Source organism: Streptomyces sp. S.PB5, from assembly GCF_030403745.1.
In the GTDB taxonomy this organism is placed as follows: Bacteria; Actinomycetota; Actinomycetes; order Streptomycetales; family Streptomycetaceae; genus Streptomyces.
Window position 1 is genome coordinate 1 of record NZ_JAQMWP010000034.1, and the last position, 25,306, is coordinate 25,306.

Below are 25,306 nucleotides of genomic sequence, written 5' to 3' on the forward strand. Positions count from 1 at the left end.
ACGAACCCGCCCTGCCCACCGAACTCACCGCATAGCCTCAAAACCGAGATCACCGAGTGGCCGTCAATACACCACTTCGGCGGACGTGACCATCTGCAATGGTGTTCGTCCTCGTCCAATTCGCGCGGCATGCTGATCCGACGTGCGGGGCTCGATGCGCGGGCCTGGCAACCGGGGCGGGGGGATCGCGTTGATCGTCTGGGTGAATGGTGCGTTCGGCAGCGGGAAGAGCACGCTGGTGGACGAGCTGCGTCCGCGATGGCCCGAGGCCCTGATCTATGACCCCGAGATGGTCGGCTATGTGCTGCGGGAGATCGTGGAGGTACCGACCGGCGACTTCCAGGACCTTCGACTGTGGCGGCGGCAGGTCGCCGACCTGGCGGTGGGGTTGGTTGAGGAGTACCGACGTCCGGTTCTGGTCCCCATGACCTTGGTCAACCCAGGCTATGTCGGTGAGATCTTCGGCGCGTTGACGGATGCGGGCATCGACGTCCACCACTTCTTCCTCAAGGTCTCCCGAGAGGTTCTGGAGCGGAGGATCGACGGTCGGAGCTTCACCCCGGACAACCCTGAGCAGGACGAGAAGGTTCGGCGCTGGTGCAAGGACAAGATCGCGCCGTGCGTGGCCGCTGCCGACACCCTGCCCGGCGACACCGTGTTTCTGGACGGCGAGCTGACCCCGCAGGAGTTGGCCGACCTGGTGCTGGCCCGTGTCGGCGCGGCTGCGAGCCGGTAGGGCTGGATCGTGGGTGAACTTGTTGAGCGCGTTGACGCGCGTGACGAGGTTCTGGCTGTTGTGGAGAGGGGCGAGGCGATCCGTCGTCGGTGGCTGCACCGAATATCGACGATCGTGTGCCGCAACAGTGCGGGACGGTTCCTTGTTCACCGCCGTCCAGACGATGTCGCGCTTTTTCCGGGGCAGATCAACTGGATGCTCGGAGGCGCGGTGGACGTGGCCGAGTCGTATGAGGATGCTGCTGCGCGGGAGTTGGTGGAAGAGCTGGGTGTTCATGCCCGTCCTCGTTTCCTGTTCAAGTTCTTGTGTGAGGGCGTGATCAGCCCGTATTGGCTTGGTCTGCATGAGGTCGTCGTCACGGAGCCGATCCAGCCCGACCCTTCGGAGGTCGCCTGGCATGACTGGCTGACTGAGTCCGAACTGGCCGACCTGGTCCGGCATCGGGAGTTCGTTCCTGATGCTCGCGAGGCGTTCGACCGATATCGCGCTCTGCCCGTGCGGCAGGGAGAGGCGTGAGCTGCGGTGCACGTTGCTGGAGTTCGTGCTCCGCGGCTCGGCGTCCCGCGGCGGTGAGCGTGTAGTAGGTGCGGCGTCGTCCCGCGCCGCGTCCTGGAGTTGCGCGGCTGAGCCAGCTGGCGTCGTCTTCGGGCCTGCTGGCGAGCCAGCCGGCCTGTTGGAGTTGGCGGAGTCGGTCCGAGATGCTGCCTTGGTTGAGACCGGTCCTTGCGCTGACCTGGGATCCGAAGAATTCGGTGGGTGCGTGGTCGACGAGATCCCGCAGGAGTGTGAGCGTTTCGGCTCGGATCCGGATGCGTGGGACCGGGATGTTGTCGTAGGGCCGGAGAGGGCTGGGTGGCCGACGGGTGCGGAGGCTCTCCAACGCCCGGGCGAGCGTGCCTTCGTCGGGCATGGCGAAGAACTGGTCGCTGGTGAGGGCGGTGCGCATGAGTTTGTGGACCCGTTCGCGCGCGAGGTCACGCAGCAGCACTTGGCCGCGTGCGCTGGGGCGTTGGGGCTTGTTGAAGGCGGATCGGTGGAAGAGGTCGGTGTCGAGGTCGCGTTCGAGTCGCTGGAACTGGGTCACGAGGGCGCTGCGTTCGGCCTCGAGGTAGCTCGCCGCCGTTTCCAGAGACGGAAAGGCCATCGCGATGTGGAAGCGGTGCAGTCGGTGCCAGCCGTGCAGTGTGCCTACGACCGCTCGGCGGATGTCGTGGGGCAGGGCGGTGTCGAGCGGATCCAGCATCACGGTGCGGCTGTGAACGCCCTGCGGACGCAGGGGGACGTCGAGTTGTCGGAGCCGGCGGCGAATCGTCTCGTCCTCGACGCCGACCTCCCGGGCGATGCCGCCGGTTGAGCGTTTGCGGGTGAGGTATTGCTCGCGCAGCCAGTTCTCGTCGATGAGGGTCGGGCGGCGGGTCCGGTAGATGGTGATGCCGTGAGCCTGCACGTGTTCGACCACGGCATAACGGGGGAAGCCGGTCGCGCGGGCGATCTGCGTGAGGGGTTTACCGCCTTCGGTGTATTCGCGGTGCAGGAAGTCGCTGGTGAAGATCCGGCGGGCTCGTTCGCGCAGGCGCCAGGCGGCCAGCGGTGAGGCTTTGCCTGTCCAAAACCTGCGGTTCGGTCGCGACGTGTTCCAGGGCGAATCGGATGTGGGCGAGGGTGGTGTTCAGTTCTCGGGCGGCGTCGCCGGGGGCTCGCTGCTCGGCGATGACGATGCGGCGGCGACCCAGCGGAATCACACTGAAGCCGTCCGTGCGCTCATTGCGCACCGTCACCTGCAGCCCGTCGAGCTCCATGACCTCGCCGACGTCGCCTCCGAAGAACAGACGGCCTCCCGGCATGACCGGCACTGCCTGCCCGCTCACGCCGCCGCCCGAATGGCGGTCGTCCCGGCCAGCGGCTGGCGCAGGTCCGCCGTGAGACCACCGCACCACACCAGGTGCAGGACGGCGGGCCGGATCACCTCGCCCGGACAGCGGCTCGCCAAGGCCGCCTCGACACCGCCGATCGTCGACTGACGACCGGCCGCTTCCAGCACCTCGGCCAACACCTCTTCTCCAGCAGCAGACGGCGCCGGTAGCCGTCCAGGAACCTCACGTTCTCCACAACCACCGGTTCGGCCCCCGACCAGGTCTCATAGGCCCAGTCGCGGTCCGAACACAGACGGCGTGTCCAGTCGAACTGAGCGATCACCTTGGGGTCCTTCATGCGTGAGGGGGCTTTGACGTCCACGACGGTCGCCAGACCAGCGGTGTGGACCAGGAACAGGTCAGGAACGTGGCGGCGGATGCGGTCCCCGTCCCGTCCGACCGGCTGGAATGGCTGAGCCGCGATGCGCACGACGCTCCGGTCGAAGTCCGCGAGCAGAATCCGGGCCAGCTCCAGGCGGCTCTCGCAGGCCACCAGCCGTCCCGCCGTCGACGCGTGGTACCAGCCCGAATAGTGCTTCCGGCCGCGGTACCAGCGGAACTCGCGCACCGGCAGCCCATCCGCCACCTCGTCCACCAGTAACTGGTCCCAGCCGAAAGAGCGCCGACCGACACATTGACGACAGATCACTTGGACGCCGTCATCTCTTTTCGGAACCTACACCGGCGCCGAGGCCGGTGCTCAAGGTCTGCTGGCGGCGAAGAACGGCATGGAATCCAGCGGGACGATCTCGATGTTCTTGCCGGTGCGCGGCGCGTGGATGGCCTTGCCGTTGCCGACGTACATGCCGTTGTGCTGGCTGTCGTTGTACCAGTAGATGATGTCGCCCGGCTGCAGATCGGACTTGGCCACCTTGCGTCCGGCGTCGTACATCTGCTGGACGGTGCGCGGCAGCGAGACCCCCGCCGCGCGCCAGGAGGCGCCCACCAGGCCCGAGCAGTCGTAGGAGTCGGGTCCGGTGGAGCCCCATTCATAGGGCTTGCCGAGTTGGGCGTACGCGAAGTCGAGGGCGGTCTTGGCGCGGCCGCTGGCCGGCCCGTCGTACGTCGCCGCGGAGTCGCTGGCGCCCGCGGAGGCGTCGTCGCGCTCCTGGGCGGCCTCCATCTTGGCGCGCTGGGCGGCGGTCAGGCTGTTGAGGAGCTTGCGGGCCTCGGCGAGCTTGGCCTGGACCTCGTCCTTCTTCTCCTTGGCCTTCGCCCGGGTTTCCGCAAGGGACTCCAACTGCTGGGTGGCGTCGGCGCGTTCCTGTGCGATCTCCCGCTGCTTGTTCTCCAGTGCCCGCAATGCGGCCGCCTGCCGGTCGCTGGTACGGCCGATGACCTCGGCCTTCTCCAGATAGTCGTCCGGATCGCTGGAGAGGAACAACTGCACGCTCGGATCGACGGCACCGGTGCGGTACTGCTCCGCCGCCAACGGGCCCGTCTTCTCGCGCAGTTCGTTGATCTCCTGCTGCTTGCGGGCCAGCCGGTCCTGGGCGGCGTCGACCTCGCGCTGCAGTTCCTGCTGCTTCTCGCGGATGCCGTTGTACTCCTCGGTGGGTGCCTCGGCCTCCTCGTAGAGCTGCTCCACCTGCTTGCGAACCTCGTCCACCGTGCGCTCGGGCGCCGCCTGGCTCTGCGTCGGCAGGAGGCTCACCGTGCCGGCCGCCATCCCGAGGGTGACTATCCGGGTACGGCTGGGCGGCTTCGGCCTACGGTGCTTCGCCATCCTGGGCTGACTCCTTAGCGCGTCTGTGTACCGAGCGACGGCCTGGGGCCGTCGGACCGGCGCCACGGCGTCGGCCGGTCAAGCGCGTTAGAACTTAGTAGCTTCGTAGTAAGTATCGCAAGCCAGTCCGAGTGACACGAGCCTCGCCCGGCAGGGTCAGCCGAGGCCGGGCGGACAGGCCACCAGCAGCGGCAGCAGCGGAACCGTGACGGTCACGGCGGCGACGGAACCCCACAGGACGGGATGCGGAGCCTTCCGCGGACCGAGGACTCGTTTCAGACGGATCAGGGCATTCGGGCCGCCGACCGCCAGCGCCCCCTTCGGAGTGCGGGCCGCGGCCATCTCGTACATCGCGGTGGCCAGCACCTCGTCGGAGTGGCTGCGCAGCGCGCGGTCGTCCGCGATCATCTCCAGCAGCAGCGCCGTCTGTTCCCGGGCGTGACGGGTCAGCGGAACCCACCGGAAGACCGAGTGGAAGGCCTCCGCGGCGGCCAGAACCAGATGATGGCGGCCCGCGATATGGGCCTGCTCGTGTTCCACCACGGCGGCGAGTTGCTCGGGCGTCAGCCGGCGCACGGCCGCGTCGCTGACGACGATCCGAGGATGACGGCCGGGCAGACAGTAGGCGGCGGGGACGCCGTACGGCAGGACCGTGGCCCGCAGCCGGGCCGAGCGGTGGCCCACCAGGTCGACGGCTTCCCGGTGTTGGCTGCGCGCCCGGCGGGCTCGTAGGACGTGGAAGGCGAAGCTCGCGACCAGGGCGGTCCCGATGACGGCCGGAACGCCGACGGCCAGCCGGTCCGCGGTGTCGGGGTCGGGCCGGCCCGCGCCCACGTCGAGTCCGCAGGTGTGCAGGAGGCCCACCAGGCCGGCGTGCAGATGTTCGGCGGGCATGGCCAGGCTGTACGCGGTGAGAGCGGCCGCGATCGAGAACGAGACCGCCAGGGCGTGCCACACCGCCGCGGCCAGGGCCGGGGCCCGGTGCGGCCAGGCGGCGCGCAGGAGCAGTTGCGGGGCGGCGAAGCCCACGGCTGCCGTGTAACCGGCCAGGGCGGGCGCCGCGTTCACGACTCCGCCTTGGCCTGCCGGCTCGCGTTGCGCAGGGCCTTGCGGAGAGCGCCGAGTTCGTCCTCGGACATGTTCTCCACGAAGTGGACCAGTGCGGCCGGGCGGTCCTTGCTCTCTCCCAGGCCGTCCTCCATGAGCGCGGCGGCGTACGCCTCACGGCTGCGGACCGGTGAGTAGAGCCAGGCCCGGCCCTGCTTGCCCCGTAGCAGCCAGCCCTTGCCGTACAGGATGTTCGTGACGGTCATCACCGTGGTGTACGCGATCGGGCGGGTCTTGTTGATGTCATCGACTATCTCGCGCACCGTCGCGGGACGGTTCCACGTCCAGAAACGGTCCATGATCTCTGCCTCGAGATCCCCCAGCCGTCGCATGCCCCTGACTCCCTTTCGCCACCGAATACGCAAAGCCATAGTAGTCGCCTGTCCTGCGGGGTTCCCGGGGCGAAGGCCGGAGCCGCCGAGCTGCCAGGTCTGATCGGTGTGCACGGCCTGGGGCCGATACCGGGCATGTGGGATCACGGCGAAGGCAGCTGTACGGGCCACACGGACCATGCGGATCTGGAGCGGCCCGCGCGCCGCCGCATGCCCGTCCGGTGCGGGGTCGTGCCTGCGCACGTTCTTCAACGGCCGGTGCGGCCGCGCGCATCACGTCCGCCTGCGGAGGCGGGCACGACATGTCCTCGACGGGGTCCGACGCCGGTTCCAGCCCTGCCGTGAGGCCGGCGGACGACGTGATCGCGGCTCGGACGGCCGAGAACGAGCAGATGAACCAGATGCCCGGCAAGAGCTGAGACCAAGAGCTGACGCGACGACAGAACCTGGCCACGGGCCGTCTCACCGGCATGGCCACCCTCGACGAGCTGCCCGGCCGCCCGCTGATCCCCGATCGGTCCGCGGGCCCGGCGTCCCATCACTTCGCAGCGGTCCGACACGCACGTCCACGCGTAGCCGGCCGCCTTGTTTCCCCGGGCCGGTGTCGGACGGGGCGCGCAAGCCGGGTCGTCCGCAGCCGCGAGGAGGGCGGTGGTTGTGTCACCCGTGCGGGACGAGGAGCACCGGGCAGGTCGCCTGATGCACGGCGGCACGGGCGACGGCGCCGAGACGAGGTCCGGTCGTGGCCTGGACACGGTGGCCGAGTACGGCAAGGGCGGCATGGTGCGTGGCGGCCGTGACGGCGTCGGCGGGGATGTCCTCCAGGCAGACCTCTTCCACTCGTACGTCCGGGTACTTCTGTCGCCAGGGCAGCAGGGCTTCGGTGAGCCGCTGCTCGGCGTGACGGGCGTGGGGTGAGCGGCCGCAGGGCCACGGCGTGATGGGGCGGGGGCGCACGGGGCCGGTGGACATCCAGGCGAACAGGGCGCGCAACGGCACCTCACGCATCGCGGCCTCCTCGAAGGCGACGGCGATGACGTCATCCCAAACGGTCCGGACGTCGAGCGCGAGCAGCACCGGTCCGGACGGCGGATCCGCCGGGTGGGGCACGGCGCGGACGAGGGCGAGGGGGAAGCCTGCCTGTGCGGCGGTGTCCGCCCCGGTGGAGCCGAGTTGGCGGGGGGACGTGGCGTCCAGGCCGCAGGCGCCGAGGACCAGCAGGTCCGCGGCGAGCCCGGCGGTGAGAAGTGCCTCTCGGTTCGGCAGACCCAGCAGCCGGGCGTGGATGTCGAGGCACGGGTGACGGCCGCGCAGCCGGTCCCGGGCCAGGTCCAGCGAGCGGACCGCCCAATGGCGGTGCACGATCGCGTCCGGAGGTTCGGGGGCGTGGCCGTCCGGCGGAGGCCAGGCGGCGATCAGATGGAGGGAAGTGTCGCGAAGTTCGGCTTCTCGGGCGGCCCAGGCGGCGGCGGCGAGACTGGCGGCGCTGCCGTCGATGCCGACGGTGACAGGGCGGGGCATGATCACGCACCTCCGAGGGGACCGGGCAGACGAAGTCCCCGGCAGGAGCCGGGCGAGGCTGTGGGGTCTTCCATCCTGATGTGGGAGAGCGGTGGGAAGGGAGTACTGCTCGGCTCCCACCGTCGGGCCGACCGGCCCCTTGGCAGCCCGGGACCGGCTGGAACGGTGCGATTGCCCGGACGAAAGGCGCTGTAGCGGCCCCTGACCTGAAGTGAACGGTCGGGGGAGCGGCGAAGGAGCGGGGGCCCGCATTCCGGAGTCGGCAGAGTGCCCGGGCACCCTGAGCGCCTCTCCGGTACGGCGGTGGAGGACGGGGTCCGTGGCCCGGCGGCCGCGGGAAGTTCTGCCTGAGCCTCATCCCGCGGACGGGTTCGGCGAGCTCGTGCTGTTGGCCGGTGGGGTGAGGACGACCTGCGGGCGGCCCGGGGCCGGGGGCGGCGGGGTCAGGTTCCGTGCCGGGAGACCGGGTGGGGCGGTCTCCCGGAGGGCGGCCTGGTCGAAGTCGACCCGGCCGGTCTTCTCCAGCTGCGTGATGTGGTCCATGACGGTGTCGTTGGCCTGGTCGGCCAGGGTGCGGATCAGCGAGTTCTTCGTGGTGGTACGGATGTTCGCGATGGTGGAGAGGAGCCGGCCGTTCGTCGCGTGCAGGATGGTGGCCATGTCCGTGTCGAACCGCTTGCCGCTGTCCGCGTTCAACTGGGCCATGAAGCCCTGCTGTTGGGGCGAGGGCTGGTCGGGCAGCGTGATGGCCAGCCGGACGGCGGCTGCGCGGCAGGCGGCGTCCAGCGATGCATGCCCGTCGAGCAGATGCTCCCCGGCGGTCTTGACGGCCTTGGTGGTGCCCTTCTGCAACGCCATCTGAGCGACGGGGTACTCCCACAGCCCGGACGCACGTACCTGGACGACGAAGTCCCGGTCGGCTTCCGTCAACGGTCCGGTCGCCGGGCGGGCGATGATCCGGTCGGGCGAGGTGTTGACCTTCTGGACCCCGAGCATGGCGGGGTAGAGGAGGGAGCCGAGGGTGAGGGCGATCCCACCGCCGACGAAGAGAGCTCCCGCCGCTTTCCGTGAAACGAGCACTGTGTCTCCTGCTCCGGTCTACGGGATCCCGCGCGCACAGGAGTACGGATGGGAGACCCTGCGGAATCTCTCGTACTCGCAAAGGGTCCGCAAAATCGAACAGTGCGCGAGCGTCCCGCGGAAGGCGAATTGCCCACTCCGGCGTGGCACTCGCCGGGACACCTCACGTCGAAGACTCCTCGAACGTCAGGTCCACACAGCCCAGGCCGACTCCACGCCGTGGTGCGATGTGAAGCGTGGATCGCCTGCGACGCGGCGGCGGATCTCGGCGGGAGCGCCGATGAGATGGAAGCGCACGTCGTGGTCGAGCGCGAACAGCCCGCGAAGGGTGTCGTCCGAAAGCTCGTCCTTGTAACGGAGTTCCGTCAGATCGAGGAAGAACTCGGTTCGCTGACCGTCGTCGCAGGCGCGCAGCTCTTGCCGAAGGCGGGGCTCGGTGGCCAGGCCGAGCGTTCCGCCGACCGCGATCCACACCCGTCCCGGAGCCTCGGCGAGCACGCGTGTCCGTACGATCATGATCTCCATCAGGTCCCCCGAGCCAGGAACGTGCCGCCTCCCGGCTCCAGCCTCCCCCCGGAGCACGCACGAGTAACGCCTCCGTGCTGTGGCACGCATGACGGAGAGGTTCGGGGACCGTCAGGACTCGATGTCGAAGACGTTCCGGCAGGGAGCACCACGCTGCCGAGGTGGCGGTCGCAGTCGGACGGCATGACCGGCACCGGCTCCACCAGGCCGCCCTGAACGTCCCGGCCTAGGCTTGGACACCGGCTGTGGAATCCGAAGGCGATGTCTGCGACGGCGCCCGGGTGGCCGGACCCGCCGAGGACTGCCTGCCGGGCCGGATGACAGGGCTGCGGCTGATCGTGCCCATGGAACAGCCGCGCCCCGGCGCCCGATTGCGCTTTACGGGCGCCGATGGCATCGGGCTGACCTCCTTCGCCACCGAGACCGCAGGCGAGGCGATCGCCGCCATCGAGCTTCGCCCCCGCCGGTGAACCCGGGTCGAGGACCGCATCGGCGCCGTCCGCGGCGTCGGCCGTTCTCCGCCGCCGCCCAGCTCGTCACCGCCGGCCCGCTGCCGCTGGCTCCGCCTCGCCGGGCAAGGCCCTGGATCGACGTGATGGAGCGCATCGACGTCGACGCCCTGCCGTTTCTGGCGCCGGCGCCGTGCGCGGCGGTCGCACGGGTGCTGCGCTTCGTGGTCGGTACCCACTTCGCCGCTCGTGCGGTCCCTTCCATGTTCGGTTCCGGTTCGCCGGGCTCCCGGAACACGGCTCGGTGACCCGCGGGACAGGTGGCCGATGTCACCGGCCCTGACTGCCGTCCGGAAGGTGGGCGGGGATCGGGCGGGGGCGTCAGCAGTGCGGGCTGTGGCACGTGAGCTGCGCATTCCTGACTGCGTTCGGGCCGTACCCGGCACGCTCGAGGTTTGGAGTACGACAAGTTTCCGTCGCCGGCCGCGGGCCGACTGCGGCACGGACGCGCGGAGCGGGAGCTCCGCGAGCCCCGCAGTCTGAGCCCCCGGCCTTCCCGGTCCGGACCCTGCGAGGACGTAGACTCGACAGCCGATATCGGTTTCGTCACTGCCGGGGGACGGCGGTCCGGAGGTGGGTGGAGTGCGGGAGTTCCAGCGCGGTGCGGTGCGGCTGCACATCCTGCACCACGCGGCCGAGGGGGAGATCCACGGGGCGTGGATGACGGAGGAACTGGCCCACCACGGCTACGCCATCAGCCCCGGGACCCTGTATCCGACGCTGCACCGGCTGGAGGCCGACGGTCTGCTGGTGTCCGAACAGCGCATCGTCGACGGCCGCACCCGGCGCGTCTACACGGCCACGGAGTCGGGGAGGCGGGCACTGGCCGAGGACCGGAAGGCGCTGGCCGAGCTGGCCCGCGAGATCCTCGGCAACGACGCCCTGTAGCGCACTGCCCAGGAGGGCACGACGCGCAGCCTTGCGTCAGCGGCCGGTCCCGCCGGTCGGTGTGCGCGTCGCCTCCTGGGTGCCCGAGCAGATCGGCGGTGAGACGTTCGCCGCGGGCCCGGATGCCGTCCCGGATGGCACGGACCCCCTCCAGGTCCTGACCCTTGGCATCCTGGACAGGCCAGTCCTCGTGCCCCCTGCCCGGGCAGGGTGACGCGGGCGTCGGCTCCGCTGGTGGTGACCACCAGGTCGCTGGTCTGCACCGTCTGGTCGGTGAAGCTGCTGCGGGGTGCAGTCGGCCAGGTCGATGCCGAACTTTGCCATCGCCTGTACCGCCAGCGGGTTCACCCGCTGGCCCGGCTCGGGGCCCGCCGACTGCACATGGACCCGGTCGCCGGCCAGGTCCCGCAGGAAGGCGGCGGCGATCTGCGAGCGGCCGGCGTTGTGCGCGCACACCGACAGCACGGTGGGCCGTGACTCCGGCTCGGACATGGTTCTTCCTGTTTCTCGGCTGCCTCAGCACGCGGGCGGCGCGATGCGCTGATGCCCGGGACGCTGCCCCGTCAGCCGGGCGCCACTTCCGAGAGCAGCAGCCGGACGCGGGTCTCGATCGCGTCGCGGATGGGGCGCACGGCCTCGACGCCCTGTCCGGCCGGGTCGTCGAGCTTCCAGTCGAGGTACCGCTTGCCGGGGAAGACGGGGCAGGTGTCACCGCACCCCATGGTGATGACCACGTCGGATGCCTGAACGGCCGTCACTGTGAGGATCTTCGGTGTCTGGGCGGAGATGTCGATGCCGACCTCGCGCATCGCTTCGACGACGGCCGGGTTGACGGTGTCCGCGGGAGCGGAGCCGGCGGAGCGGACGTCGACGCGGTCGCCCGCGAGGTGGGTGAGGAAGGCGGCGGCCATCTGGGACCGGCCGGCGTTGTGGACGCAGACGAACAGCACCGATGGACGTGGCGTGGCGGAGGAGCTCATGAACAGGGGCTTTCTCGGGAGGGCGGAGCGGTCAGGAGAGGGCGGGTTCCGTCTCGCCGTGCGGATCGACGACCTCACCGGGGACGGCGTCGATGCGGCCGTAGAGCACGGCGACGGCTCCCAGCCCGAGCACGGCTCCGAACAATTGGGCCGCGATGAACGGGGCGACGGAGGCGGGGGCGATGCCGGCGAAGGTGTCGGTGAACGCCCTGCCGATGGTCACCGCCGGGTTCGCAAAGGAGGTGGAGGAGGTGAACCAGTACGCGGCCCCGATGTAGGAGGCCACCGCGGCCGGGGCGAGCGCCGCCCGGCCGATCCGGCTCAGGCCGAAGATCAGCAGGATCAGACCGGCCGTCGCGACGACCTCGCCCAGCAGCAGGTGACCGGCCGACCGGTCGTGCACGGAGAACTTCACCAGCGGCTTGGCGAACATGGCGTCGGCAAGGACCGCGCCGCCGATCGCGCCCATGATCTGCGCGGGCACGTACGCGGCGACGTCCCGCCGGCTGAGACCGTCCGTGGTGCGGCGACTGGTGAACCAGGCGGCGAGGGTGACGGCCGGGTTGAAGTGCGCGCCGGAGACCGGCCCGAGCAGCAGGATGAGCGCGCCCAGGCCGAAGACGGTGGCGAGGGAGTTGGCGAGCAGTTGCAGGCCGACGTCGCGGGACAGCTCGCCGGCCTGGATGCCGGAGCCGACCACCACCGCCACCAGCAGGCCGGTGCCGATCGCCTCGGCGGCGACCCGGCGGCCGAGCGGCGCGTTCACGCGCCGACTCCGGCAGGCTGCGTGGTGGTGAGGAACGCGGCGAGCTGGTCCAGGACACCAGGCAGCACCCAGTAGTAGACCCAGGTCCCGCGGCGCTCGCAGTCGATGAGGCCGGCCTGGCGCAAGAGCTTGAGGTGGTGGGAGATCGTCGGCTGGGACAGGTCGAAGGCCGGGGTCAGCTCGCACACGCAGACCTCCCCGCCCTGTCCGCGCGAGGCGATCATCGACATCAGGCGCAGCCGGACCGGGTCGCCCAGGGCCTTGAAGACCTTCGCCAGCTCGGCGGCCTGGTTCTCGTCCAGCGGCGCGGCGGACAGGCCCGGGCAGCAGGCGGCGTCCTGGCCCAGCACCTGAAGCACTTGTTTCGACATGCCTCTATGTTGACGTTTTTCGATTCAAGGCGCAAGCTTGTATCAATGAACGTCAATACAGGCCGCTCCGGCCACGTGCCGTGGGCCAGTCACCTGGGAGTCAGTCATGAGCGAGCAGTCCACCGACCTGCGCGAGACCGTCCGCCGGCGGTACGCGGCGGCGGCCGTGAAGGTCACCGAGGGCGGTAGCACCTGTTGCGGGCCGCAGCCGGTCGAGGACGACGAGAACTTCGGTTCCACCCTGTACGCCGCCGACGAGCGCGAAGCCCTGCCGGCTGAGGCCGTCGCCGCCTCCCTCGGCTGCGGCAACCCCACCGCCGTGGCCGAACTCCGAGAAGGCGAGCGTGTCCTGGACCTCGGCTCCGGCGGCGGCATCGACGTCCTGCTCTCGGCCCGCCGCGTCGGCCCGACGGGCAAGGCGTACGGCCTGGACATGACCGAGGAGATGCTGGCCCTGGCCCTCGCCAACGCGGCACAGGCCGGCGCGACGAACGTCGAGTTCCTCAAGGGCACGATCGAGGCGATCCCGCTGCCTGCGAACACCATCGACGTGGTGATCTCCAACTGTGTGATCAACCTGTCCATCGACAAGCCCGCGGTCTTCGCCGAGACCTTCCGCGTGCTCAAGCCCGGCGGCCGGATCGGTGTTTCCGACGTCGTCGCCGACGACGTCCTCACCGTCGAACAGAGGGCCGAGCGTGGCGACTACGTCGGCTGCATCGCGGGCGCACTGTCCTTCGCCGAATACCGCGAGGGTCTGGAGGCGGCCGGGTTCACGGACATCGAGATCACCCCGACCCACCCGGTGGCCGACGGCATGCACTCCGCTGTCGTCCGCGCCGCCAAGCCCGCCATCGCCACGCCTGCTGTTCCCGTACGTCAGCAGCACCGGCGCTGAGCTGCACCGAGTTGTCGAATCCCGCCTCGCGCCACGCTGCTTGCCCCCGGGAGGACCGTCCGTCCAGGCCCTGCGGAAGGCGCCCCAGGAAGTCCTGGACGGCCCGGCCGGAAAGGTCCTCACCGAGGGGTGGTTCGAGGTCGGCGCCGTAGGCACGGACCAGCGGCAGCGAGCCGTCGGCGAGCACGTGCTCGATCCCGATCCGCGGCCCCGCCGAATTCACACGGCTGTACCCCGGCGACGCCCTGGTCGTCCCACTCGCCTCACCCGCGAATACGGCATCCCCGCCGTGCTCGGCACCCATCACACCACCACCCTGCACGACGGGCCTCGCGTCACCGTCGACGGCGCCACCGGCGACGTCACCTTCCACGCCCGGGCGACGCCACGTCGTGAGCGGAAGCACGGCCTGGTGCGTGCGACGTCATGCGGGACTCTTCAGGCCAGAACATGGGCTGTTCGGCCCCTGTCCCGCGCCGACGCCGGTCCCTACCTTTTCGGCCAGTCGGACACACAGGAGACCCACAGGGAGGTGGGCGATGAGCTTCACGAACCGCGAGGTGTGGGGGCTGATCCACGGCATGGTTCTGGGGGCGGTGTTCCTGCTGGCGTTCGCGGGCGGGCTGGCCGACCTCTACGGGCTGCGGACGGCGCTGGTCACCGGCACCGGCGTCGTCGAGCGGATGCGGCGGCTGAAGATCGGTGCGACGGCGATGGCGGTGGCTGCCTGGGGGACAGTGATCACCGGCACCTGGGTCGTCTACCCGTGGTACCGGGACAAGGGGGCGGACAGCGCGAAGTCGCAGCTGCTGGCCGATCCGGACACCGCCGACTGGCACGAGTTCGGCATGGAGTGGAAGGAGCACATCGCCTGGATCAGCCCGATCCTGGCCACCGTGGTCGCCTTCATCGTCCTGTACTACGGCAACACCCTCATCCGTCACGAGCGGGTACGGCGCACCACCCTGTTGCTGTTCGTGCTCGCCTTCGCCTTCGCCGCGATCGCCGGGGCGTTCGGCGCCTTCATCACCAAGGTCGCACCGGTCGAGTAGGCCGGAGAGGGAGTGAGCGACATGACCCAGCACGAGGAACGCGCGCCGCACGTCCAGGAGCGGACCGGCCCGGGCCTCCCGGGCGAGAGCACCGCGGTGGACGGAGACCGGCCGGAAGGCGCGATCTCGGCCGCGATCATCGCCGCCGGCGCGGGTGCGGCGGCTCTGGGGCTGTTCACGACGTTGGCGGAGGGCAGCAAGGGCGTGGCGGACTGGCTGCAGTGGAGCGACCGCGTCGGCCCGCTGTCGGGCAAGACCGTCATGGCGGTGGTCGTCTGGCTGGTGTCCTGGGCGGTGCTGCACCTCGCCCTCAGGAACAAGGAACGCGAGACCGGCCGTGCTCTGACGGTGGCGCTGGTGCTGCTCGGGCTCGGAGTCCTGGGTACCTTCCCGACGTTCTTCCAGCTCTTCGCCCCCGAGTAGCCGGTTGGGCCGATCCGGGCTCCGGGGAGGTGGCATCGGCCCGCAGGACGGCTGGCGGGGCGTCAGTTCCTCGTCCCGGACGGCCCGGTGGCCGGGTCGAGAGCCGGTGGCGGGCCTCGCTGTTCGAGCGCGGAACTGGTGACGGGCTCACAGACACTTACGGTGGAGGCGGCCGCGTGCGCAGTGTCCCGGCTCCACCCGCTCGCCGCCATGGAGGCCAGCTGCTGTGCCCCCTCACCGACGGGCGCCGGGACATGATCGAGCTGCTGACCCGGCTGCTGCCCCCGAACGGCGGGGACCACGACGTACGGCTGGGCCTCCCGGTCCCGGCGTAGATCCCGGAGCGGTCGGAAGCGACCCAGGACTCCTTGGACTCCTTGCTCGTCCGAGCCCTGGACGCTCGGCGGCCTGCACCGTGACCGTGTCCCTGTCCCGCGCCGCCCCGAATCGGCGGCCGTGGGTCAGGGCGTCGTGTCCGCGGGACGGGGCAGCGTCAGCAGCCGGTGGTCGGGGGTGAAGAGGCGGCGCACCAGACCGAGGGCCACCACGACGGTGGTGGTGGCGACCGAGGCCAGGACGAGGAACATCACCACGGCCTGCACGAGCACCGCCTGCACCGGGTCCACTCCGGCCAGGATCAGGCCGGTCATCGCGCCGGGCAGGAACACCAGGCCGGTGGCCTTGGTCGTCTCGATCTGCGGCAGCAGCGCCGAGCGCAGCGCCGCCCGCACGTAGCCGGCGGCCGCCTGCCGGGAGGGCTGGCCGAGGGCCAGGCGGGCCTCGACCTCGTCACGCTTGTCGCGCAGCTCCTCCACCAGGCGGCGCGCGGCGAGCACCGTGGCGGTCATGGAGTTGCCGACCATCATCCCGGCGACCGGCACCAGCGTGCGCCCCTGAAGCGGCAGGACACCCAGCCCGAACACGACGCCCAGGGTGATCGCCGCGGCGACACCGAACGCGGCGATCACCAGCAGCGCGATGCGCGGTACCTCGGGCGCGCGTCTACGGGCGACGTCACCGGCGTAGGCGACCATGGCGACCACCCACAGCACGGACCACCACAACGACCGGCCGGGCTCGACCAGCAGCGCCAACGCCCCGCCCACCAGGAGCAGTTGGACCAGGGCGCGGGCCGCCGCCCACACGATCTGCCGCTCCAGGCCCAGCCGCCGCCACAGCGACACCGCCGCCGCCACGCCCACCAGGGCCAAGGAGACGGCCAGCCCGGCGATGTTCACCATGTCCTTCATCCGGTCATCTCCTCGGGCTGCGACGGGCGCGTGATGGGCTGGAGGCCCGCGCAGCGGCCGCGGTCGATGCGCAGCACCCGGTCCGCGACGCGTTCCACCTGTGCCATGTCGTGGCTGACCCACAGCACCGCCACCCCGTCGGCGGCGAGCCGGCGCACGGCGTCTTCGAGCACGCGCGCCGCGTCGGTGTCCAGCGCGGAGGTGGGCTCGTCCAGCAGCAGCACCTCCGGGCGGGTGATGAGGGTGCGGGCCACGCACACCCGCTGCGCCTCGCCTCCGGACAGGCCGGTGGCATCCCGGTTCAGCCACGAGCCGTCCAGCGCGACCCGGCGCAGTGCCTCGTCCATCCGTCCCGGACCGGCGTCGGGGGCGGCGGTGCGCAGGTTGTCCGCGACGGTGCCGGGGAAGGGGGTGGGCTTCTGGAAGACCATGCCCACTCGTCGGCGCAGCCGCAGCGGATCCAGTCCGGCCACATCGTGACCGTCAAGGAGCACCCGGCCTGATGCCGGAACCTCCAGTCGGTTGCACAGCCGCAGCAGCGTGGACTTGCCCGACCCGGAAGGCCCGGACACGGCGGTCACGCCCCGCCCGGGCACGGTGGCCGAGAAGTGATCCAGTGCCCGGACACCGCCGCGTTCCACCACCACCTGGTCGAATGCGAAACCGCCGCCGTCCGAGTTCACGACGCCTCCCCAGCACGGTGACCCCACGAAACCATCATATCGCCCATCGATATCGTAGTTCGATATCAATGCATCCGATCGGTTCAGGACCGTGGCCCGAGCGACGAGTCAGCCCACGGGCCAGCCCACCAGTCCGGCCACCACACCCAGTACCCCCGCGCCGACCAGGGCGCTGACCACACCCCTGCGCGCGGCCAGCAGCCACAGCGCCGCCAGGCCCAGCACCGCGTACTGCCACCCGTGCTGCAGGGCCAGCGCCAGCGGAAGCGCCGAGCCGGCGATCGCGCCGATGACCGCGGGCCCGGCACCGCCGAAGAACGCCTGCACGCGCGGGTCTGACCGCAGCCGGTCGAAGCGCGGCGCTCCGGCGATGACCATCGCGAACGACGGGGCGAAGGCGGCGAACGCGGCCAGCAGGCCGCCGCCGATCCCGGCCGCCGCGTAGCCGACGACGGCGACCGTCTGCACCACCGGCCCGGGCGTGATCTGCCCCAGCGCGACGGCGTTGAGGAACTGCCCGTCACTCATCCAGTGGTAGTGGTCGACCGCGTCGGCCTGCATCAGCGGAATGATCACGAAGCCGCCGCCGTACGACAGCGCCCCCACCTTGAACGCGACCCAGGCCAGCGCGCCCAGGCCACCTGCCGCCGGCGCGGCCACAGCCAGCGGCACCGGCCATGCGGAGGCCCGCCGCTCGTGTGTCCCGCCGGGCCCCGCCTTGACGGCCACCTCCACCAGACCGGCGGCGACGAGCACGAGCACCAGCCACGGCCCGGTCAGGACGGCGGCAGCGGCGCCCGCCAGCGCGTAGCCGATCCACCGTGCCCGCGCCGCCCGCCGCTGCCCGCCCCGCTTCCAGCTCGCCGGCACCAGTCCGACCGCGGCCTGCACCGCCACCGCGGCCACCGCCGCTCCGGCGCCGGCCGCGGCACCGCGCACCCACAGCGGCGGATCACCGGCCAGGAACAGCGCCGCCAGCGCCAGGATCAGCACCAGACCCGGCACGATGAAACACACCCCGCCGACCACCGCGCCGAGCCGGCCGCGCAGCCGCCACGCGGTGAAGATCGCCAGCTGGGTGGAGGCCGGCCCCGGCAGCAGATTGCAGGCGGCGATCCCGTGCTCGAACTCGGTCTCCGAGATCCATCCCCGCCGCGTCACGCACAGCTGCCGCAGCAACGCGATATGCGTGGGCGGCCCGCCGAAGCCGATACAGCCGATCCGGCCCCACTCCCGGGCGATCGTCGCCAGCCCCACCCGCGGCGGCGCCGCCCCTCGTGCGTCGTCCACCGCGTCGGCTTGTGCCTCGTCCGCCATCTGCCCGCTCCTGCCCGCCCCCGCCGTCTTGAATTACGGTCATCGATATCGGCACACGATAGATGACCGCTGTCATCGCGCGGGACGCCGCGTCAGCAGTGACAGGAGCACAGCGGTCCCTTCGGCGGTCGGCAGCAGAGGCAGACGTGTGGCGCGGGACCGATGCACAGGCTCAGGAGATTCCGGACGGGGCGTACGTGGTCAGCGCCGTGCTGCGCCATCACGGCCGGCGGGTCCGCAGCGCCGCCGACGGCGTCGAGACCATGGCCCACGCCGAACGGTTCCGGCCGGACGCGGTGGTCATGGACCTGCTGCTGCCCGACAGCGACGGGCTGGAGGTGGCAAGCCGGATCCGCGCCCCGCTGCCCGGGTGTGCGTGCTGTTCCTGACGGCCTGCGACGCCGTGGACGCGGGGGCACATGCCGGGCGCCGTCGGCATGGTCCAGCCGGAATCCGTATCGGCCGCCACGCCGGAGCGATCTTCCTCTTCGAGGGCCTCCTGAAGTTCCAGCGGACGATCTCGAAGGCCCTGCCCCTCCTGTCCGTCGGCAGGCTGTTCGGGCCGCGCCAGGGGCCGATCGGTACCTGGCAGCCTCCGGCCCACCGGAGTCGAGTGGAATCGAGGAGATGTGAAAGCAGCCGGGAGGATGCCATGAACTGGCCGACCGCCGTCGTCATCGTTGCCGCCCTGTTCGCGCTGGCCGCGATCGTCAGTGCCTTCGCCGCACGGCCGAAGAAGTAGGGGGCAGCGAAGAAGCAGTGAGCAGCAGGGAGCAGGGAACCGGGGCCGTCGATACGGACTCCGGCCGGGGCCGGGGCCGGGGCCGGGTCCGGAAGGCGGGGCGAATCGCCGACACCAGCCGGGCCCTGTCCCGGCTCACCACGGCAACCCGGCCCCGCACCTGCCCCCTCCGCGGAACGCCGCCCCCGGCTCCGGATCACGGGCGCGGGAAGCGGGCGCGCACGGCGTCGATGCAGGTGTCCCGGGACGTGGGGCCGCCGAACCGAAGGCGGTCGTAGGCCGTGAACGCCGGTTCCAGGGTGTCGAGTTCGTCGACCAGAGCGTGCAGCCGCTCGGACCACCGCACCGAACCGGCGTCCGGCTCGTTCACTGCGGCGTCGATCGCGGTCGTCAGGTGATCCTTGCGCTGAATGGTGGCCGGGGTCACCGAGTGCAGACACACGTACTGTCCGCTGAGATACGCGTTCCACTCCGCCTTCCCGGTGATCGGGTCGGCCCAGTGAGCGGTGAACCACGCTTCGAGCAGGTCTGTGCCGCCGGCCTCGTCGGCGAGAACGCACAGGTCGGCCGGTACCATCTCGGCGCCGTCGGAGCGCAGGTATCCCGGAAGCGGCAGACGCTGCCCCAGCATCAGCCGGCGGACCGCATCGGCTTCACGGCCGAGCCCTGCGCACAGTTCTTCCAGGACAACGAACTGCGCGCTGACATACGCGTCATCCGCATCGGTCATCGGATGGTCGCCGTTGACCTCCAGGAACCGTTCGACGAGTTGCTGCTTCAGGTCCGTCTTCGGCACAGGGGCCCCAAGCATGTTCAGTGCGGGCATCTCCCGCACAGGACTTCGCACGCTACAAGCCGGAAGGTTCGGCACTCACCGAACCATCGATTGCCCAGCTCCTCGAACGCTATGGCGCCACCGCCGAACTCCGTTGGTACGGGCCCAGGTTCAGTCCTCGCCGACGACCGCCAGATCGTCCCCCAGTGCCACGGCGATCCGCGCCGCCCGCGCGTGATCGTCCAGGCGACGGGTCAGATACGCGCAGGCGTGCCCGTGCCGCAGCGACCACCACGCGGCGGAGCCCCCGATGCCGCCCTTCGCGATCTTCCCCTTGTCCCGGATGAGGCCGAGGGTCCAGGTGATGCGGGTGCCGAAGACATCGTCGTGGCCGGTGACCTGGGCGGCGAGGAGTTCCGAGTGCAGCTGCGGCCCCAGGAGTTGACGCACCGGCCCGGTCTCGTCGGTGAGGCGGGAGAAGAAGGCCGCCGTGGACGTGGCCGTCGTCTGCAGATTGACCGCCCCGAACACCGACTGCCGCCAGTCGCGGGCGTTGGTCCGCTCCGTGTCCAGCGCACCGTCGGGGATCCGCAACCAGGGCGCGGCGGGCAGCTGTTCGGGCCAGTCGGGGTGCGCGTACTCGAGGTCGGCGACCCGGTCCAGCGCGTCGTCCGGTACGCCGAACCAGGCGTCGAGTCCCAGTGCGGGCCGTACGACGTCGTTGAACATCGAGCCCAGGGTCGTCCCCGCGGCGGCGCGCAGGACGCCGTCGACGAGATGGCCGTAGGTCAGCGCGTGCTCGCCGAGCGAGGTGCCGGGGACGTACTCCGGCGCCGCCCGCGCCAGGCTGTCGCGTAACCCGGCGTCGTCCAGCAGGTCGAGCTCCGCGGCCTCGGCGGGGAAGCGGGGCTGGCCGGCTCGATGGGTGAGGATCTGGCGGAGGGTGGTCGATTCCTTGCCGTTGTCTCCGTACGCCTTCCAGTGGTTGGCGACCGGCTCGTCGAGCGTCACCGCTCCCTCCCGTACCGCCACCAGGGCTGCGAGGGTCACGAAGGTCTTCGACAGGGAGTACGGCATGACCAGTGTGTCCTCGCGCCACGGCCGGGTTCGGCCGGCATCGGCCCAGCCGGCGCTCAGCCGTACGACCTCCCGCCCGTCCCGCCAGACCGACAGCCCGGCCCCGGTCTCCGCTCCCTCGTCGGCGAGTTGCTGGAAGACCTGCCGCACCTCGTCGTACCCGTCTTCCGTGAAGCCGTCGACGGTCGCAGGGTTCTCGGACATGTCGTTCACCCTCCTTGCCTCGCGCGGAAGTTCCTGTGGACGTCACTTCGATGAAAATACCCCCGGAGGGTATACGGGGCAATAGTGGATCCGGCCTCGGGGCGCCCCTCAGCAGTCCTTCCTGCGGCCCTTCACGGCCCACGCGCGCGCCCTCAGCGTGATCGCCCCGTCCGTCCCGCCCGGCACCCGCTCGCGCAGCGCCTGCCGCAGCCGCTCCCGGGTGGCCGGCGGGAGCGCGGCCAGGTAACCGGGGGCGGGGCCCTGGCCGGACAGGAACGGGTCCCACAGGTCGTCGAAGCGGGGGAAACGGGTCGTGATCCCGAGCGGTGCGACCGTCACCCCGGTCAGCCCGGCCTCGCTCCACAGCCGGCGCAGGGCGGACTTCTCGCAGACCGGGAAGCGGCGGCCCTCGTCGTGGGCGGCGGCCGACGGATCGACCGCCGTCGCGGCGTCCCAGAAGCGGCGCAGGAACTCCATGCCCTCGGCGTAGTCCCACACATAGGCAGCGACCAGGCCGCCGGGCCGCACCACGCGCACCGCCTCGGTGAGCGCGGCACCGGGCGCGGGAAGGAAGTTGAGGACCAGTCCGCTGACGGCCACGTCGAAGCAGGCGTCCCGCACCGGCAGGGCCTGTGCGTCCGCCATGGCGAAGCGCGCCGGATCAGGAGTCGAGGCCCGGGCCGTCGTCACGAACCCCGCGGACCCGTCGAGCCCGAGCAGCGTCCGGGGGCGGCAGCGGACGGCCGCCGTGGAGGCCAGCGCGCCCGAGCCGCATCCGATGTCCAGCCACCGTGCGCCGGGCGGCCAGGAGAGCCACCGCAGAAACTCGTCGGCCACGAGCCGGCTCCATCGGCCCATGTACCGCTCGTACGCGTCCCCGGCGGCCCATACGTCGAAGCCTCGTTCGGTCACCCCTCCACCTTGCACCGGTCTCACCGGCGATCGCAGGCGGTGTGCTCCGGCGCCGGAGGTACGAGGGCTCGCGGACCGGAGTCCTTGCGCGGGTGTGCGGGCCTGCCGAGCACGACGCCGGCCAGGACGAGCGCCAGCCCGCACAGCTGCCGCCCCGTCAGCACCTCGCCGGCGACCACCGTGCCGAGCAGCACCCCGGTCACGGGGTTGAGCAGCCCGATGAGCCCCACCGTGCCCGCCGGCAGATGCCGCAGCCCGGCGAACCAGGCGACGAAGGCCACCGCGGTGGCGACCAGCGAGACATAGCCGAACGCGAGCAGCGCCGATGCGGACAGCGCGGGCGGCGGACCCTCCGCCACCGCGGCGGCCGGGACCAGGAACAGGGCTCCCGCCGTGAGCTGCCAGGCGGTCGAGGCGAGCACGTCCGTATGGGCACCCCACCGCTTGGTGAGGATGTGCCCGAAGGACGACACCAGCATGGCTCCGGCCGAGGCGAGGATCCCCGGGACGCTCACCCCGTCCGCCCCCGTCAGCAGCATCAGACAGACCCCGCCGAGACCGACCGCGGCGCCCGCGAGGTGCGCGCCGGAGGGGCGCTCGGCCACCAGGGACCAGGCGATGAGCATCATCGTCAGCGGGGACACCGCCATGACGCTCGAGGCGACGCTCGTCGGGAGCAGCTGGGAAGCGGCGTAGACGAGCACGAAGAACACGCTCACATTGAGCAGTCCCAGCACCGCGGACCGCCACCACCACGCGCCGCGCGGCAGGCGGCGGCAGAGCAGCAGCAGGACCAGCCCGGCCGGGAGCGCCCGCAGGGCCGCCCCGTACAGCGGACTGTCCGCGGGCAAGTACTCGTGGGTGACGAAGTAGTTCGTGCCCCAGGCCACCGGCGCGACCGCGGTCAGGGCCACCCATCCACGATTAGCTTCCATGGAAGCCAATATAACTTCCAGGGAAGGTATTGTGGCCCCATGGAAGAACTGGACCGTGTGGCCCGCATCCAGGCCGACTGGCGCCGCGAACGGCCGGACCTCGATGTGAGCCCGCAAGGAGTGATCGGCCGCCTGCACCGTCTGGCCGACCGGCTCACCGAGGAGCTGTGCCTCGTCTACGGCCGCTACGGGCTGGGCGAGGGGGAGTTCGACGTCCTGTGCGCACTGCGCCGCGCCGGTGAGCCGTACGAACGGGCCCCCGGGGAGCTCGCCGCCCACACCATGGTCACCACCGGCGCGATGACGAAGCGCATCGACCGCCTGGAGCGGGCCGGACTCGTCACCCGGCGACGGTCCGCCGACGACCAGCGGGGCCGCATCGTCGCCCTCACCCGCCCCGGGTACGACCTGATCGACCGGGCGTTCACCGAGCACATCAGCAACGAACACCGACTTCTCGACCTGCTGGAACCCGCGGAGGCCGAGGCCCTCGAAACACTCCTGACCACCTGGCTCGCCCGGATGGAGTCCCCCGGACCGCACACGGGCGCATGACCGGCCGAATACCTCCTGGTGAGGAAGCCCCTCAGAGGGTGACGACCAGCTTCCCCCGCGGATGCCCCTTCTCCAGATGGCGTACGGCGGCGGGGGCCTCGGCCAGTGGGTAGGTGCGGTCGACGACCGGGACGATCGCGCCTGTCTCCGCGAGCTCCTTGAGCCTGAGGAGATCTTGCTGACGGACGGCCGCGAACAGCGGGCGGAAGCGCTGCCCCACGAAGGCGGAGAGCACCAGCCCGCGGACCCAGCGGTCCAGACCGCCGAGCACGGGACCCGCGTCCTCGCCGCCGACGAAGACGACGGTGCCGCGCGGGGCGAGGACGCGGCGTAGCCGGGACAGCGAGCGGTTGCCGGCGGCGTCGAGGATGAAGTCGTAGCGGACGCCGCGGGCGGTGACGTCCTCGTGGGTGTAGTCGATGACGTCCACGGCACCGAGCGAGCGGACCAGTTCCTCGGCCGTGGGGCCGCAGACGGCGGTGACCTGCGCGCCGTAATGCGTGGCCAGCTGGACGGCGTACGATCCCACCCCGCCCGACGCCCCGATGACCAGTACCTGCTGGCCGGCCTGCGGGCGTGCCACGTCGAGGGCCTGGAGGGCGGTGATGCCGGAGACGGGCAGGGCCGCGGCCTGTTCGAAGGAGAGGGCGGCAGGCTTGGCGGCCAGTTGTACGGCCTTGCCGCACGCGTACTCGGCGAAGGAGCCGTCGCACTGGCCGAAGACCTCGTCGCCCGGCTTGAAATCCGTCACCTCGGCCCCGACCGCCTCGACCCGCCCGGCGGCGTCCCAGCCGCGCACCGTGTGGGCGGGGCGTCGGAGCCCGAGCTGCGGGCTGAGCCGTGCGATGTAGGGGCGTCCCGTCATCAGGTGCCAGACGCTCGGGTCGACGCCGGCTGCCCGCACCTCGACGAGGACTTCGTCGGGCCGGGGGGCGGGACGGTCGATGTCCCGCAGGTGCAGTGTGTCGGTGGAGCCGTAGGCGTTCTGGACGATGGCCTTCATCGCTCTCCTTGAACTGGGCCTGACCTGTGCCTTGACCTTGCCCGTGAGCTTGACCTCGGCCGCCGGCGTGCCGGGGCTCCCTCGGATCGTCGCCGGGAACGGTGCCGTCGGCCAGTGCCGTGGGGAGGACTCGGTCAGGTGTCGTAGGAGGGGACGGACGCGATGCGCAGGATTCCCGCCCGGGCCGTCCAGCTGGTCGGGCCGTGGCCGGCGGTGGGGCGCGTCAGGAACTGCTGACGAAGGCCCCGCATCCGGGACTGTCGTGGGTGCGGGGCCCATTTCCGGACGGGCGTTGCCCGGTTACCGCTGGGCGCCGCCGCGGCGGCGTACCACGAACGCGACGGCCGCGAGCACGACGAGGACGGCCGCGGCGATGCCGAGCCACGCTCCCGTGGACAGGCCGCTGTCCGTGTCCTCGTCGGTGTCGGCCGCCTGCGGAGTGGGGGAGACGCTCGTCTCCTCGCCGGTGGGAGTGGCGCTCGCGACGGGGTCGGTCGAGGCGCTGGGAACGGGGCTCACCGACGCGGCGCCCTCGGCCGCCGCCTTGAGCTTGAGGACCGGGGCCTCGTTGCCGTGGCCGTGCCCGTGGCCGTCGTCGGAGTCGCCCAGTTCGATCCAGCGGTCGACCTTGCCGTCGCTGTAGGTCTGGAGCGTCTTGAACGCCAGCTCCTTCGCGTCGGGAAGCTGACGGATCACGACCGAGTGCTCGGCGTCGCCGCCGACCTTCACAGCCGGGCCCTTGACGGTGTAGCCGTCGTCGGTGGTGCTGAACTTCCAGCCCTCGGGGCCCTCGCCGTACGTCACGTCGGACGGGCTGATGCCTTGGGGCAGCACGATCCGGAGCTGGGTGATGCCGGCGGTCGCGGACTCCGACTCGGCGGTGAAGGTGAGTTCGACGTTCTGGGCGAGGGCCCGGGCGTTGCCGGACTCGACCTCCACGTGGGCGGCGGCCGGAACGGCGGTCAGCACAACGGCGGTTGCCGCGGCCGCGGCGGCGAGCGTGAGGCGGCGGATGGTGCGGGACAT

Annotated in this window: 34 protein-coding genes and 1 pseudogene; 14 read left to right on the forward strand and 21 right to left on the reverse strand. The window is 71.2% G+C overall.

Features of this window, described 5'->3' with window-relative positions; all coding sequences use genetic code 11:
• Window positions 1-190 precede the first annotated feature (190 nt).
• From PH203_RS46630 to PH203_RS46640, 3 genes are all read left to right on the forward strand, one after another.
• Window positions 191-736 carry an AAA family ATPase gene (locus tag PH203_RS46630; RefSeq protein ID WP_289928759.1) on the forward strand — a complete coding sequence of 182 codons (546 nt, stop codon included), beginning with the start codon at window positions 191-193 and terminating at the stop codon, window positions 734-736.
• A gap of 9 nt (window positions 737-745) precedes the next feature.
• A complete protein-coding gene (locus tag PH203_RS46635; protein ID WP_289928761.1) occupies window positions 746-1,252 on the forward strand; it encodes an NUDIX domain-containing protein in 507 nt (168 codons plus the stop codon).
• Between the two features lie 244 nt (window positions 1,253-1,496).
• Window positions 1,497-2,090, forward strand: coding sequence for a hypothetical protein (locus PH203_RS46640; protein ID WP_289928762.1), 594 nt, complete (start codon window positions 1,497-1,499; stop codon window positions 2,088-2,090).
• Window positions 2,091-2,241: 151 nt separating this feature from the next.
• Here the strand turns inward: PH203_RS46640 and PH203_RS46645 are convergent, their stop codons facing one another.
• The 8 genes from PH203_RS46645 to PH203_RS46680 form a co-directional block, all read right to left on the reverse strand.
• On the reverse strand, window positions 2,242-2,604 hold the full coding sequence (locus PH203_RS46645; RefSeq protein WP_289928764.1) for a hypothetical protein: 363 nt from the start codon (window positions 2,602-2,604) through the stop codon (window positions 2,242-2,244).
• 94 nt (window positions 2,605-2,698) lie between these two features.
• Window positions 2,699-3,298, reverse strand: a complete 600-nt coding sequence (locus PH203_RS46650) for a TnsA-like heteromeric transposase endonuclease subunit (RefSeq protein WP_289928765.1) — start codon at window positions 3,296-3,298, stop codon at window positions 2,699-2,701.
• 51 nt (window positions 3,299-3,349) lie between these two features.
• Window positions 3,350-4,375: a C40 family peptidase gene (locus PH203_RS46655; RefSeq protein ID WP_289928766.1), complete on the reverse strand. Its 1,026-nt coding sequence runs from the start codon at window positions 4,373-4,375 to the stop codon at window positions 3,350-3,352.
• A 156-nt stretch (window positions 4,376-4,531) separates the two neighbouring features.
• Window positions 4,532-5,443 (reverse strand): M56 family metallopeptidase, encoded by a 912-nt coding sequence (locus PH203_RS46660; protein WP_289928767.1) that lies wholly within the window; start codon window positions 5,441-5,443, stop codon window positions 4,532-4,534.
• Complete coding sequence (locus PH203_RS46665) at window positions 5,440-5,814, reverse strand: BlaI/MecI/CopY family transcriptional regulator (RefSeq protein ID WP_289928768.1); 375 nt, start codon at window positions 5,812-5,814, stop codon at window positions 5,440-5,442. Before PH203_RS46665 ends, PH203_RS46660 begins: the two co-directional genes overlap by 4 nt.
• A 660-nt stretch (window positions 5,815-6,474) precedes the next feature.
• Entirely contained in the window at window positions 6,475-7,335 is an 861-nt protein-coding gene (locus PH203_RS46670) for a universal stress protein (RefSeq protein ID WP_289928769.1), read from the reverse strand.
• Window positions 7,336-7,689: 354 nt separating this feature from the next.
• Window positions 7,690-8,415 (reverse strand): DUF4142 domain-containing protein, encoded by a 726-nt coding sequence (locus PH203_RS46675; RefSeq protein WP_289928770.1) that lies wholly within the window; start codon window positions 8,413-8,415, stop codon window positions 7,690-7,692.
• A gap of 186 nt (window positions 8,416-8,601) precedes the next feature.
• Window positions 8,602-8,931 carry a hypothetical protein gene (locus tag PH203_RS46680; protein ID WP_289928771.1) on the reverse strand — a complete coding sequence of 110 codons (330 nt, stop codon included), beginning with the start codon at window positions 8,929-8,931 and terminating at the stop codon, window positions 8,602-8,604.
• A 254-nt stretch (window positions 8,932-9,185) separates the two neighbouring features.
• Here PH203_RS46680 and PH203_RS46685 point away from each other — a divergent pair, with 254 nt between their 5' ends.
• The 3 genes from PH203_RS46685 (at window position 9,186) to PH203_RS46695 (ending at window position 10,337) form a co-directional block, all read left to right on the forward strand.
• Window positions 9,186-9,410: a hypothetical protein gene (locus PH203_RS46685; RefSeq protein ID WP_289928773.1), complete on the forward strand. Its 225-nt coding sequence runs from the start codon at window positions 9,186-9,188 to the stop codon at window positions 9,408-9,410.
• A gap of 125 nt (window positions 9,411-9,535) precedes the next feature.
• Entirely contained in the window at window positions 9,536-9,697 is a 162-nt protein-coding gene (locus PH203_RS46690; RefSeq protein ID WP_289928774.1) for a hypothetical protein, read from the forward strand.
• 334 nt (window positions 9,698-10,031) lie between these two features.
• Entirely contained in the window at window positions 10,032-10,337 is a 306-nt protein-coding gene (locus PH203_RS46695) for a PadR family transcriptional regulator (protein ID WP_289928775.1), read from the forward strand.
• A gap of 36 nt (window positions 10,338-10,373) precedes the next feature.
• Here PH203_RS46695 and PH203_RS46700 read toward each other — a convergent pair whose 3' ends face one another.
• From PH203_RS46700 to PH203_RS46715, 4 genes are all read right to left on the reverse strand, one after another.
• Complete coding sequence (locus tag PH203_RS46700; RefSeq protein ID WP_354671323.1) at window positions 10,374-10,829, reverse strand: hypothetical protein; 456 nt, start codon at window positions 10,827-10,829, stop codon at window positions 10,374-10,376.
• Between the two features lie 71 nt (window positions 10,830-10,900).
• Window positions 10,901-11,317 carry an arsenate reductase ArsC gene (locus tag PH203_RS46705; RefSeq protein ID WP_289928776.1) on the reverse strand — a complete coding sequence of 139 codons (417 nt, stop codon included), beginning with the start codon at window positions 11,315-11,317 and terminating at the stop codon, window positions 10,901-10,903.
• 31 nt (window positions 11,318-11,348) lie between these two features.
• Window positions 11,349-12,083: an aquaporin gene (locus PH203_RS46710; RefSeq protein WP_289928777.1), complete on the reverse strand. Its 735-nt coding sequence runs from the start codon at window positions 12,081-12,083 to the stop codon at window positions 11,349-11,351.
• Window positions 12,080-12,454 carry a metalloregulator ArsR/SmtB family transcription factor gene (locus PH203_RS46715; RefSeq protein WP_289928778.1) on the reverse strand — a complete coding sequence of 125 codons (375 nt, stop codon included), beginning with the start codon at window positions 12,452-12,454 and terminating at the stop codon, window positions 12,080-12,082. Before PH203_RS46715 ends, PH203_RS46710 begins: the two co-directional genes overlap by 4 nt.
• Before the next feature lie 106 nt (window positions 12,455-12,560).
• On the opposite strand from PH203_RS46715, the gene arsM reads away from it, so the two are divergent.
• The 5 genes and pseudogenes from arsM to PH203_RS46735 all read left to right on the forward strand — a co-directional run bounded on the left by arsM (window position 12,561) and on the right by PH203_RS46735 (window position 15,162).
• Window positions 12,561-13,352 carry an arsenite methyltransferase gene (arsM, locus tag PH203_RS46720; protein WP_289928779.1) on the forward strand — a complete coding sequence of 264 codons (792 nt, stop codon included), beginning with the start codon at window positions 12,561-12,563 and terminating at the stop codon, window positions 13,350-13,352.
• Between the two features lie 187 nt (window positions 13,353-13,539).
• Window positions 13,540-13,698: pseudogene (locus tag PH203_RS49880) on the forward strand (hypothetical protein); the annotation flags it as partial.
• A gap of 193 nt (window positions 13,699-13,891) precedes the next feature.
• Window positions 13,892-14,404: a hypothetical protein gene (locus tag PH203_RS46725; protein ID WP_289928780.1), complete on the forward strand. Its 513-nt coding sequence runs from the start codon at window positions 13,892-13,894 to the stop codon at window positions 14,402-14,404.
• 21 nt (window positions 14,405-14,425) lie between these two features.
• On the forward strand, window positions 14,426-14,827 hold the full coding sequence (locus PH203_RS46730) for a hypothetical protein (RefSeq protein ID WP_289928781.1): 402 nt from the start codon (window positions 14,426-14,428) through the stop codon (window positions 14,825-14,827).
• Between the two features lie 176 nt (window positions 14,828-15,003).
• Window positions 15,004-15,162, forward strand: a complete 159-nt coding sequence (locus PH203_RS46735; protein ID WP_289928783.1) for a hypothetical protein — start codon at window positions 15,004-15,006, stop codon at window positions 15,160-15,162.
• 126 nt (window positions 15,163-15,288) lie between these two features.
• Here the strand turns inward: PH203_RS46735 and fetB are convergent, their stop codons facing one another.
• The 3 genes from fetB to chrA all read right to left on the reverse strand — a co-directional run bounded on the left by fetB (window position 15,289) and on the right by chrA (window position 18,077).
• Entirely contained in the window at window positions 15,289-16,077 is a 789-nt protein-coding gene (gene fetB / locus PH203_RS46740) for an iron export ABC transporter permease subunit FetB (protein ID WP_289928784.1), read from the reverse strand.
• On the reverse strand, window positions 16,074-16,760 hold the full coding sequence (locus PH203_RS46745; RefSeq protein ID WP_289928785.1) for a phosphate ABC transporter ATP-binding protein: 687 nt from the start codon (window positions 16,758-16,760) through the stop codon (window positions 16,074-16,076). Before PH203_RS46745 ends, fetB begins: the two co-directional genes overlap by 4 nt.
• A gap of 108 nt (window positions 16,761-16,868) precedes the next feature.
• A complete protein-coding gene (gene chrA / locus PH203_RS46750) occupies window positions 16,869-18,077 on the reverse strand; it encodes a chromate efflux transporter (protein WP_289928786.1) in 1,209 nt (402 codons plus the stop codon).
• Window positions 18,078-18,274: 197 nt separating this feature from the next.
• Here chrA and PH203_RS46755 point away from each other — a divergent pair, with 197 nt between their 5' ends.
• On the forward strand, window positions 18,275-18,466 hold the full coding sequence (locus PH203_RS46755; RefSeq protein WP_289928787.1) for a response regulator: 192 nt from the start codon (window positions 18,275-18,277) through the stop codon (window positions 18,464-18,466).
• Window positions 18,454-18,819: a hypothetical protein gene (locus tag PH203_RS46760; RefSeq protein ID WP_289928788.1), complete on the forward strand. Its 366-nt coding sequence runs from the start codon at window positions 18,454-18,456 to the stop codon at window positions 18,817-18,819. The genes PH203_RS46755 and PH203_RS46760 overlap by 13 nt, the downstream gene beginning before the upstream one ends.
• A 196-nt stretch (window positions 18,820-19,015) precedes the next feature.
• Here the strand turns inward: PH203_RS46760 and PH203_RS46765 are convergent, their stop codons facing one another.
• The 4 genes from PH203_RS46765 to PH203_RS46780 all read right to left on the reverse strand — a co-directional run bounded on the left by PH203_RS46765 (window position 19,016) and on the right by PH203_RS46780 (window position 22,722).
• Window positions 19,016-19,615 (reverse strand): DUF6058 family natural product biosynthesis protein, encoded by a 600-nt coding sequence (locus tag PH203_RS46765; RefSeq protein WP_289928838.1) that lies wholly within the window; start codon window positions 19,613-19,615, stop codon window positions 19,016-19,018.
• A gap of 150 nt (window positions 19,616-19,765) precedes the next feature.
• Complete coding sequence (locus PH203_RS46770; protein ID WP_289928789.1) at window positions 19,766-20,875, reverse strand: serine hydrolase domain-containing protein; 1,110 nt, start codon at window positions 20,873-20,875, stop codon at window positions 19,766-19,768.
• A gap of 108 nt (window positions 20,876-20,983) precedes the next feature.
• Window positions 20,984-21,787: a class I SAM-dependent methyltransferase gene (locus PH203_RS46775; RefSeq protein WP_289928790.1), complete on the reverse strand. Its 804-nt coding sequence runs from the start codon at window positions 21,785-21,787 to the stop codon at window positions 20,984-20,986.
• A 20-nt stretch (window positions 21,788-21,807) separates the two neighbouring features.
• The gene (locus tag PH203_RS46780; protein WP_289928791.1) at window positions 21,808-22,722 is read right to left on the reverse strand and encodes an EamA family transporter; all 915 of its coding nucleotides are present in this window, start codon (window positions 22,720-22,722) and stop codon (window positions 21,808-21,810) included.
• 39 nt (window positions 22,723-22,761) lie between these two features.
• On the opposite strand from PH203_RS46780, the gene PH203_RS46785 reads away from it, so the two are divergent.
• Complete coding sequence (locus PH203_RS46785) at window positions 22,762-23,277, forward strand: MarR family transcriptional regulator (protein WP_289928792.1); 516 nt, start codon at window positions 22,762-22,764, stop codon at window positions 23,275-23,277.
• Between the two features lie 31 nt (window positions 23,278-23,308).
• Here PH203_RS46785 and PH203_RS46790 read toward each other — a convergent pair whose 3' ends face one another.
• A complete protein-coding gene (locus PH203_RS46790) occupies window positions 23,309-24,280 on the reverse strand; it encodes an NAD(P)-dependent alcohol dehydrogenase (protein WP_289928793.1) in 972 nt (323 codons plus the stop codon).
• A gap of 300 nt (window positions 24,281-24,580) precedes the next feature.
• Window positions 24,581-25,306 carry a DUF1775 domain-containing protein gene (locus PH203_RS46795; protein WP_289928795.1) on the reverse strand — a complete coding sequence of 242 codons (726 nt, stop codon included), beginning with the start codon at window positions 25,304-25,306 and terminating at the stop codon, window positions 24,581-24,583.

Excerpts from the sequence above, each read along its gene's own strand:
- PH203_RS46730 (WP_289928781.1), top strand. The coding sequence starts at position 14,426 with ATGACCCAGCACGAGGAACGCGCGCCGCACGTCCAGGAGCGGACCGGC.
- PH203_RS46715 (WP_289928778.1), bottom strand. The coding sequence starts at position 12,454 with ATGTCGAAACAAGTGCTTCAGGTGCTGGGCCAGGACGCCGCCTGCTGC.
- PH203_RS46705 (WP_289928776.1), bottom strand. The coding sequence starts at position 11,317 with ATGAGCTCCTCCGCCACGCCACGTCCATCGGTGCTGTTCGTCTGCGTC.
- fetB (WP_289928784.1), bottom strand. The coding sequence starts at position 16,077 with ATGAAGGACATGGTGAACATCGCCGGGCTGGCCGTCTCCTTGGCCCTG.
- PH203_RS46790 (WP_289928793.1), bottom strand. The coding sequence starts at position 24,280 with ATGAAGGCCATCGTCCAGAACGCCTACGGCTCCACCGACACACTGCAC.
- PH203_RS46700 (WP_354671323.1), bottom strand. The coding sequence starts at position 10,829 with ATGTCCGAGCCGGAGTCACGGCCCACCGTGCTGTCGGTGTGCGCGCAC.
- arsM (WP_289928779.1), top strand. The coding sequence starts at position 12,561 with ATGAGCGAGCAGTCCACCGACCTGCGCGAGACCGTCCGCCGGCGGTAC.
- PH203_RS46795 (WP_289928795.1), bottom strand. The coding sequence starts at position 25,306 with ATGTCCCGCACCATCCGCCGCCTCACGCTCGCCGCCGCGGCCGCGGCA.
- PH203_RS46670 (WP_289928769.1), bottom strand. The coding sequence starts at position 7,335 with ATGCCCCGCCCTGTCACCGTCGGCATCGACGGCAGCGCCGCCAGTCTC.
- PH203_RS46770 (WP_289928789.1), bottom strand. The coding sequence starts at position 20,875 with ATGTCCGAGAACCCTGCGACCGTCGACGGCTTCACGGAAGACGGGTAC.
- chrA (WP_289928786.1), bottom strand. The coding sequence starts at position 18,077 with ATGGCGGACGAGGCACAAGCCGACGCGGTGGACGACGCACGAGGGGCG.
- PH203_RS46785 (WP_289928792.1), top strand. The coding sequence starts at position 22,762 with ATGGAAGAACTGGACCGTGTGGCCCGCATCCAGGCCGACTGGCGCCGC.
- PH203_RS46725 (WP_289928780.1), top strand. The coding sequence starts at position 13,892 with ATGAGCTTCACGAACCGCGAGGTGTGGGGGCTGATCCACGGCATGGTT.
- PH203_RS46680 (WP_289928771.1), bottom strand. The coding sequence starts at position 8,931 with ATGATCGTACGGACACGCGTGCTCGCCGAGGCTCCGGGACGGGTGTGG.
- PH203_RS46780 (WP_289928791.1), bottom strand. The coding sequence starts at position 22,722 with ATGGAAGCTAATCGTGGATGGGTGGCCCTGACCGCGGTCGCGCCGGTG.
- PH203_RS46665 (WP_289928768.1), bottom strand. The coding sequence starts at position 5,814 with ATGCGACGGCTGGGGGATCTCGAGGCAGAGATCATGGACCGTTTCTGG.
- PH203_RS46690 (WP_289928774.1), top strand. The coding sequence starts at position 9,536 with ATGGAGCGCATCGACGTCGACGCCCTGCCGTTTCTGGCGCCGGCGCCG.
- PH203_RS46655 (WP_289928766.1), bottom strand. The coding sequence starts at position 4,375 with ATGGCGAAGCACCGTAGGCCGAAGCCGCCCAGCCGTACCCGGATAGTC.